Source organism: Sulfurovum sp., from assembly GCF_049668085.1.
Taxonomy (GTDB): domain Bacteria; phylum Campylobacterota; class Campylobacteria; order Campylobacterales; family Sulfurovaceae; genus Sulfurovum.
Genome location: NZ_JBATIY010000078.1, coordinates 1 through 5843, shown reverse-complemented (window position 1 = coordinate 5843; position 5843 = coordinate 1). Strand labels below are relative to the sequence as shown.

Genomic DNA, 5843 nt, shown 5'->3' with positions numbered 1-5843 from the left:
GCATTTAGGTTCATCAAAAAACTCTATGACAGAAAAGAGAAAGTAACGCAAAATACGTTATCTGAGATCGATCAGGGGAGCTTGAGTAAAGAGTCCAAACTCGCACGTGTAAAAGTCTATGAAGCACTGCAAAAGTCATCTGATGTGTATGAGAAGACTTTTGCATTCAATACACTGATTGCAGCCTGTATGGAAGCACTGAATGCCTTAGATAAACAGGATGATGGAGCTGTATGGACAGAAGGGATGTACATTATGCTTAACCTTCTTGAACCTATCATTCCTCATGTAGCGACAGAGCTAAGTGAAACACTGTTCGAGCGTAAGAACTTACAAGACATCCTTGAAGTAAAAGATGAGGTTTTTGTACAAGACAGTATATTGTATGTCGTGATGATAGGCGGTAAAAAACGTACTGAAATAGAAGTAAATCCTTCTGCTACACAAGATGAGATTCTAGCTACAGCTAAAGAAGCTGGAGCAAAATGGCTTGAGGGTATGAGTATCGTCAAAGAGATCGTGGTACCAAATAAATTGGTGAATCTGGCTGTAAAACCAAGCTAAAAAAGAAGAAGAGAGGGAAATATGAAGAATGTTTTGAAGTTTTGGATGACCGCGAGTGTAGTGTTTCTCATAAGTGCTTGCGGATACAAACCCTCTTCTCATATGATCAAAAATGTTTTTTCCGATACTGTGTATGTAGAGGTTTTTGTCGATAGAGCGGAACCTGAAAATGCGCCTTATGTTAAAGATGAGATGAACCGTTTAGTCTACACACGTTTTAAAGGACGAGTCGTTTCTAAAGAAGAAGCACAGAGTCAAATTCGTATCTCTTATGCAGGAAGTACTTTTATACCACTTGCTTATACAGACGGTTATGTGACGCGCTACCGTGCAGTGATCAGAGTGAAGTTTGACATGGTGAACAAACAAGGCAAGGAATCGAAAACGATCACAAGTATTGTTGAATCAGATATTCAAGCCAGTTCACTTACTTCTTCTGCACTTAGAACAGAGGCTATTCGTACAGGATTGGGAAAAGCATTGGATGAATTCTTGGCCTATGTCAGTGCTAAAGGAATGTTAAAAGAAACAAAATGATGCAATCCTTTGATACGTTTCTTGAAAATAAACCTCTTTACTACAAAGAGATTGACCATGAGCGTGTACACATTGCTTATGGTATATTAAAACCGCATATCAGGCAGCCTAGAACAGTCCATGTCGTAGGAACGAATGGAAAAGGTTCCACCGGACGAATGATCGCACATTTGGCACATAAAAGTGGTTTGATGGTGGGACACTTCTCTTCCCCTCATATTTTAAAATTCAATGAACGTATATGGTTGAACGGTAATGATAGTTCAGGCGATGCTCTTGAAGTGGCACATCAAAAACTTTTTACTATCCTGGGTCAAGAGATGAGTGACAGCTTGAGTTACTTTGAGTACACAACACTTTTATCTTTTGTGGTATTTGAAAATTGTGACCTAATGGTTTTGGAAGCAGGATTGGGTGGAGAGTTTGATGCAACCAATGTATGTGACAAAGCACTCTCTGTCATTACGCCTATAGGTTTAGACCATCAAGCGTTCTTAGGTCAAACTATAGAAGAGATCGCCGGTACGAAGATACGAAGTATCAGGAAACAAGTCTTGTTGGCTCCTCAAGTGTATGATGAGGTCGTTGACGTTGCGCAAAAGATAGCGGAAGAGAAAGATGCAATACTCTATAAACATAAAATCTCAAGTGAGAAGAGAACGGAACTCGAAGGCATTGCAAACGAGAAATCCTGGGGAGAGTATCTTATAGAGAATGCTTCTGTGGCGTTGCAGGCTTTGGATATTTTGGATATCTCTACGATATAGATGATTTACGCACACTGGAACTTTTTGGACGCTTCTATCCTCTTACGGAAAATATTCGGATTGATGTAGGACACAATCCTTTGGCTGCAAAAGCCATAGAGAATGCGTTGGAAGAGAAGGTCATTCTCATTTATAACAGTCTTGACGATAAAGACTATGTCTCGGTGTTAAAGATACTGAAACCTAAAGTAAAACGTGTAGAGATCATCCCTATTGATTCACAAAGAGCGACTACATTGAGTGAGATAGAAAAAGCGCTGAAAAAAGTAGGCATAGAGTATAGCTATTTTGGGCATAAGATAGACAAAGATGAACAGTACCTGGTATTTGGTTCATTTTATGTTGTAGAAGAATTTTTAAATAAGATGAAAAAGAAGATCAATGTACCAAAGTAATATTTACGAATACTTAGAAACGTTAAAAGATGAAAAGCTGCTTATCTGTAAAGATGACAAAGAAGCGGTACAAATACGAGATGTAGCAGTTTTACTTGGTTTTGATACTTTTGTCTTACCCGACCTGCGTGTGAGTGTAGGTGAAGATCTGCGTTCGTATGATGAAGATATACAGTTGTTGTTTATACAATTGGCGTCTTTTCATCAAAGTACAAAGAAAAAGGTCCTTATATCACCGCTAAGAACACTGCTTATTCCTTTTCCAAAAGCAGAACTGTTTGATTCCCAGTCCATAGAATTTGGCGATACTTTAGATTTGCAGGAACTCAAGGATACCTTGTATCAGTGGGGGTACCATTTTACGGATATCGCAGCCAGTCGCGGAGAAGTCTCTTTTCGTGGGGATATCATAGACATTTACCCGATAGATGCAGACAGACCGTATCGTATCTCTTTGTTTGATGAAGAGGTAGAGACGATTCAGCATTATGATGAAGGGACGCAAAAACGTTTAAGTGATGAGTTGGAGTCTTTGACTTTTGCGCCCACATTTTTAGCACTGACTAAAACCCAACACGAAGCACTTAAAAACAGAACTGAACAAAGCGCTTACGATACTTTTGTTAAAGATATAGATTCACTTGGACTATGGCACCTGGATGATCTTGGAGAGAGTGCTTTAAGCCTTTTTGATGCTGTATGGGCATCTGTGTTAGATGATGAGCTCAAAGAAGTCTATGAGCTTGACGAACCACTTGTCCCAAGGAAGTCATTTTTACTGCCGGCTATCCCGGAGGGAAACAAATACCGTGACCTTGAAGCAGTAAGTCCCAATAAACTTTTAGAATCTCATAAAGACAAGAAGATCACCATTATTGCTAAAAATGAGAGTATTGTACGTGGTTCAGAGCTGGATTCATTTGAAAATATAGAGTTTGTTTACCAAGAGGGTATAGTCAATCTTTTAGGTGCAGACAGACTGATACTCTCACTCAATAAACCTATAAAACGAAAAAAGGTAAAGAAAGCTACTATTATACTTGATGAGCTTAAACCGGGTGACTATGTGGTACATGAGAATTACGGTGTAGGTATCTTCAAGGGCATAGAAAAACGGGATGTACTGGGGGCTACCAGTGAGTTTGTCGTGATGTTTTACCAAAATGAAGATTCACTGCTCATTCCTGTCTCAAATCTTGAAGTGATAGACCGTTATGTAGCAGAGGGCGGGGTATTGCCTATACTTGATAGGCTGGGTAAAGCAAGCTTTAAAAAGCTCAAAGCCAAAGTCAAAGAGAAACTTTTTGCCATCGCTTCACAGATCATCAATCTCTCAGCCCAGCGTCATTTGAAAAAAGGTATTACGCTCAAAAGAGATATGGAAGAGCACGCTATTTTCATGTCTGAAGCGGGTTTCGTACACACGGAAGACCAAGAACGTGCCATTAATGACATGTTAGATGACATGAGCTCTGGAAAAATGATGGACAGACTACTTTCTGCAGACGTGGGGTTTGGTAAAACAGAAGTGGCTATGAATGGAATGTTCATAGCGGTTAAAAATGGTTACCAGGCGATGATGATAGCACCCACAACACTGCTGAGTTCTCAACACTATAAAAGTCTTAAAGAGCGTTTTTACGGACATGATATAAAAATAGCAAAACTGGACAGATTCTCAACGACAAAAGAAAAAAATGCAACGCTCAAAGGATTGGAAGCAGGAACGATAGATGTGGTAGTGGGAACGCATGCTTTACTCAAAGCAAGATTTAAAAATCTGGCACTTGTGATCATCGATGAAGAACATAAATTTGGTGTGAAACAAAAAGAGGCACTCAAAGAGATAGCCATTGATGTGCATCTGCTTTCTATGTCGGCCACACCTATACCAAGATCTTTGAACCTTGCAATGTCCGATGTAAAGTCATTTTCTGAAATTCTCACACCTCCTACGGAACGTCAAGGAGTACGTACTTTTGTGAAGAGTTATGATGATAAGATCATCAAAGAGGCCATTCTTCGTGAGATGCGTCGTGGGGGACAGATATTTTATGTCTTTAACTCCATCGCAGGGATAGAAGAGAAAAAGAAACAACTGCTTGAGATACTGCCTAAACTTCGTATCGCTGTGCTTCACTCTAAGGTCTCAGCTAAAGAGACTGAAGATGAGATGATGCTCTTTGAAGATGGTGAGTATGATGTATTGCTCTCCACATCCATCGTAGAGTCAGGTATCCATATGCCTCATGCCAACACGATGATCGTTGATGGGGCAGACAATTTTGGTATCGCAGACCTGCATCAGCTTCGTGGGCGCGTAGGACGTGGTGGCAAAGAGGGGTACTGCTATTTCATGGTCACGGACAAAGAACGTTTGACAGACAATGCTAAACGTCGTCTGCTTGCACTTGAGTCACACTCAAATCTAGGATCTGGGGCTGTACTGGCATTCCATGACCTTGAGATACGTGGTGGAGGGAATATCATCGGTGAAGCACAGTCTGGACACATCAAACAGATAGGGTATTCTCTTTACTTGCGTATGCTTGAAGATGCCATTAAAGAACTCTCAGGACAAGACAAAGATGTGGTGCAGAATATCGATATGAAACTCTCTATCGATGCGTACCTCAATGAAGAACTGATAGAAGAGGACAGACTCCGTCTGGAACTTTACAGACGTCTTTCGTTGTGTGAAAGTACAGGTGAGGTCTATGAGATAGAATCGGAGATCGCAGATAGGTTTGGCAAACTTGATGTGATCACGAGACAGTTCATCGATGTGATCGTGATGAAGGTGCTGGCAAGAGAAAAGGGCATCTCTAAGGTCTCTTCGTATGGTGAAAATGTCTTTATAGAATTTATAGAAGAGGGTAAAGAGAGAGTAGTACTCAAATCACGCAGTAAAGATGATGATGATATTATCGCTACTGCGATGGGCTACTTGAAAAAATAGTTTTATAAGCATCAACTAATCAACCTCATAATATACTTGAATAGATAGTTTATAAAGGGTATGATAGTTGAAATTTTTTGAAGAAGAAGTATTAAAAGGTAAGTATTTTATACCCAAAAGTCGGGATAGACTAAGAGCAACCATGGTGAATCTGTTCATCTTGGCGGGTGCTTTTGTGATGCTTCTTTATGCGTATGAAAACTTGTCTCAGGGCTACTACATAATGATGTTCATTGAACTCTTCATCATTTCCATTCTGATGGTAGCCTATCTTATATTTCCTCACTATATCAATATCAATCATACTTCTTATATGATACTAGGGGCACTTACTTTTCTACTTTCCATGTCATTGATCGTACCAGATCAGGATCCTGAACTTTCACTGTTTTGGTTGGCTGCTTTACCTATCTTTGTTTTCTTCTTTTTAGGGGTAGAAAAGGGTATTCGGTGGAGTACGAACATGTTTGTTGTTTTACTGTTCATTCCTCTGTTCTCTTACCTGACAGGTGTTAAGTTCGTATATGAATGGGAATTGCTTTCTCAAATCGTTTTAGGGTACCTGGTTGTCTCTTATATGCTGTATGTCATCGAAAGTGAAAGAAGTTCATATGAGGAGAG

General features: G+C 39.9%; 6 protein-coding genes. All 6 read left to right on the top strand.

Annotated features, from left to right (window positions below; all coding sequences use genetic code 11):
* Window positions 1-564 (top strand): class I tRNA ligase family protein (locus WBM70_RS04795; protein ID WP_424557372.1); only part of this gene is annotated, 564 nt, incomplete at its 5' end.
* A gap of 21 nt (window positions 565-585) precedes the next feature.
* Window positions 586-1101, top strand: a complete 516-nt coding sequence (gene lptE, locus WBM70_RS04790) for an LPS assembly lipoprotein LptE (RefSeq protein ID WP_424557371.1) — start codon at window positions 586-588, stop codon at window positions 1099-1101.
* A complete protein-coding gene (locus WBM70_RS04785; protein ID WP_424557370.1) occupies window positions 1101-1868 on the top strand; it encodes a Mur ligase family protein in 768 nt (255 codons plus the stop codon). Before lptE ends, WBM70_RS04785 begins: the two co-directional genes overlap by 1 nt.
* Before the next feature lie 80 nt (window positions 1869-1948).
* Window positions 1949-2263, top strand: coding sequence for a hypothetical protein (locus tag WBM70_RS04780; protein WP_424557369.1), 315 nt, complete (start codon window positions 1949-1951; stop codon window positions 2261-2263).
* Window positions 2250-5222, top strand: coding sequence for a transcription-repair coupling factor (gene mfd / locus WBM70_RS04775; protein ID WP_424557368.1), 2973 nt, complete (start codon window positions 2250-2252; stop codon window positions 5220-5222). Before WBM70_RS04780 ends, mfd begins: the two co-directional genes overlap by 14 nt.
* A 67-nt stretch (window positions 5223-5289) precedes the next feature.
* On the top strand, window positions 5290-5843 hold a 554-nt coding region (locus WBM70_RS04770), incomplete at its 3' end, for a hypothetical protein (RefSeq protein WP_424557367.1).

Coding starts and splice junctions, on each gene's coding strand:
- lptE (WP_424557371.1), top strand. CDS start 586: ATGAAGAATGTTTTGAAGTTTTGGATGACCGCGAGTGTAGTGTTTCTC.
- WBM70_RS04785 (WP_424557370.1), top strand. CDS start 1,101: ATGCAATCCTTTGATACGTTTCTTGAAAATAAACCTCTTTACTACAAA.
- mfd (WP_424557368.1), top strand. CDS start 2,250: ATGTACCAAAGTAATATTTACGAATACTTAGAAACGTTAAAAGATGAA.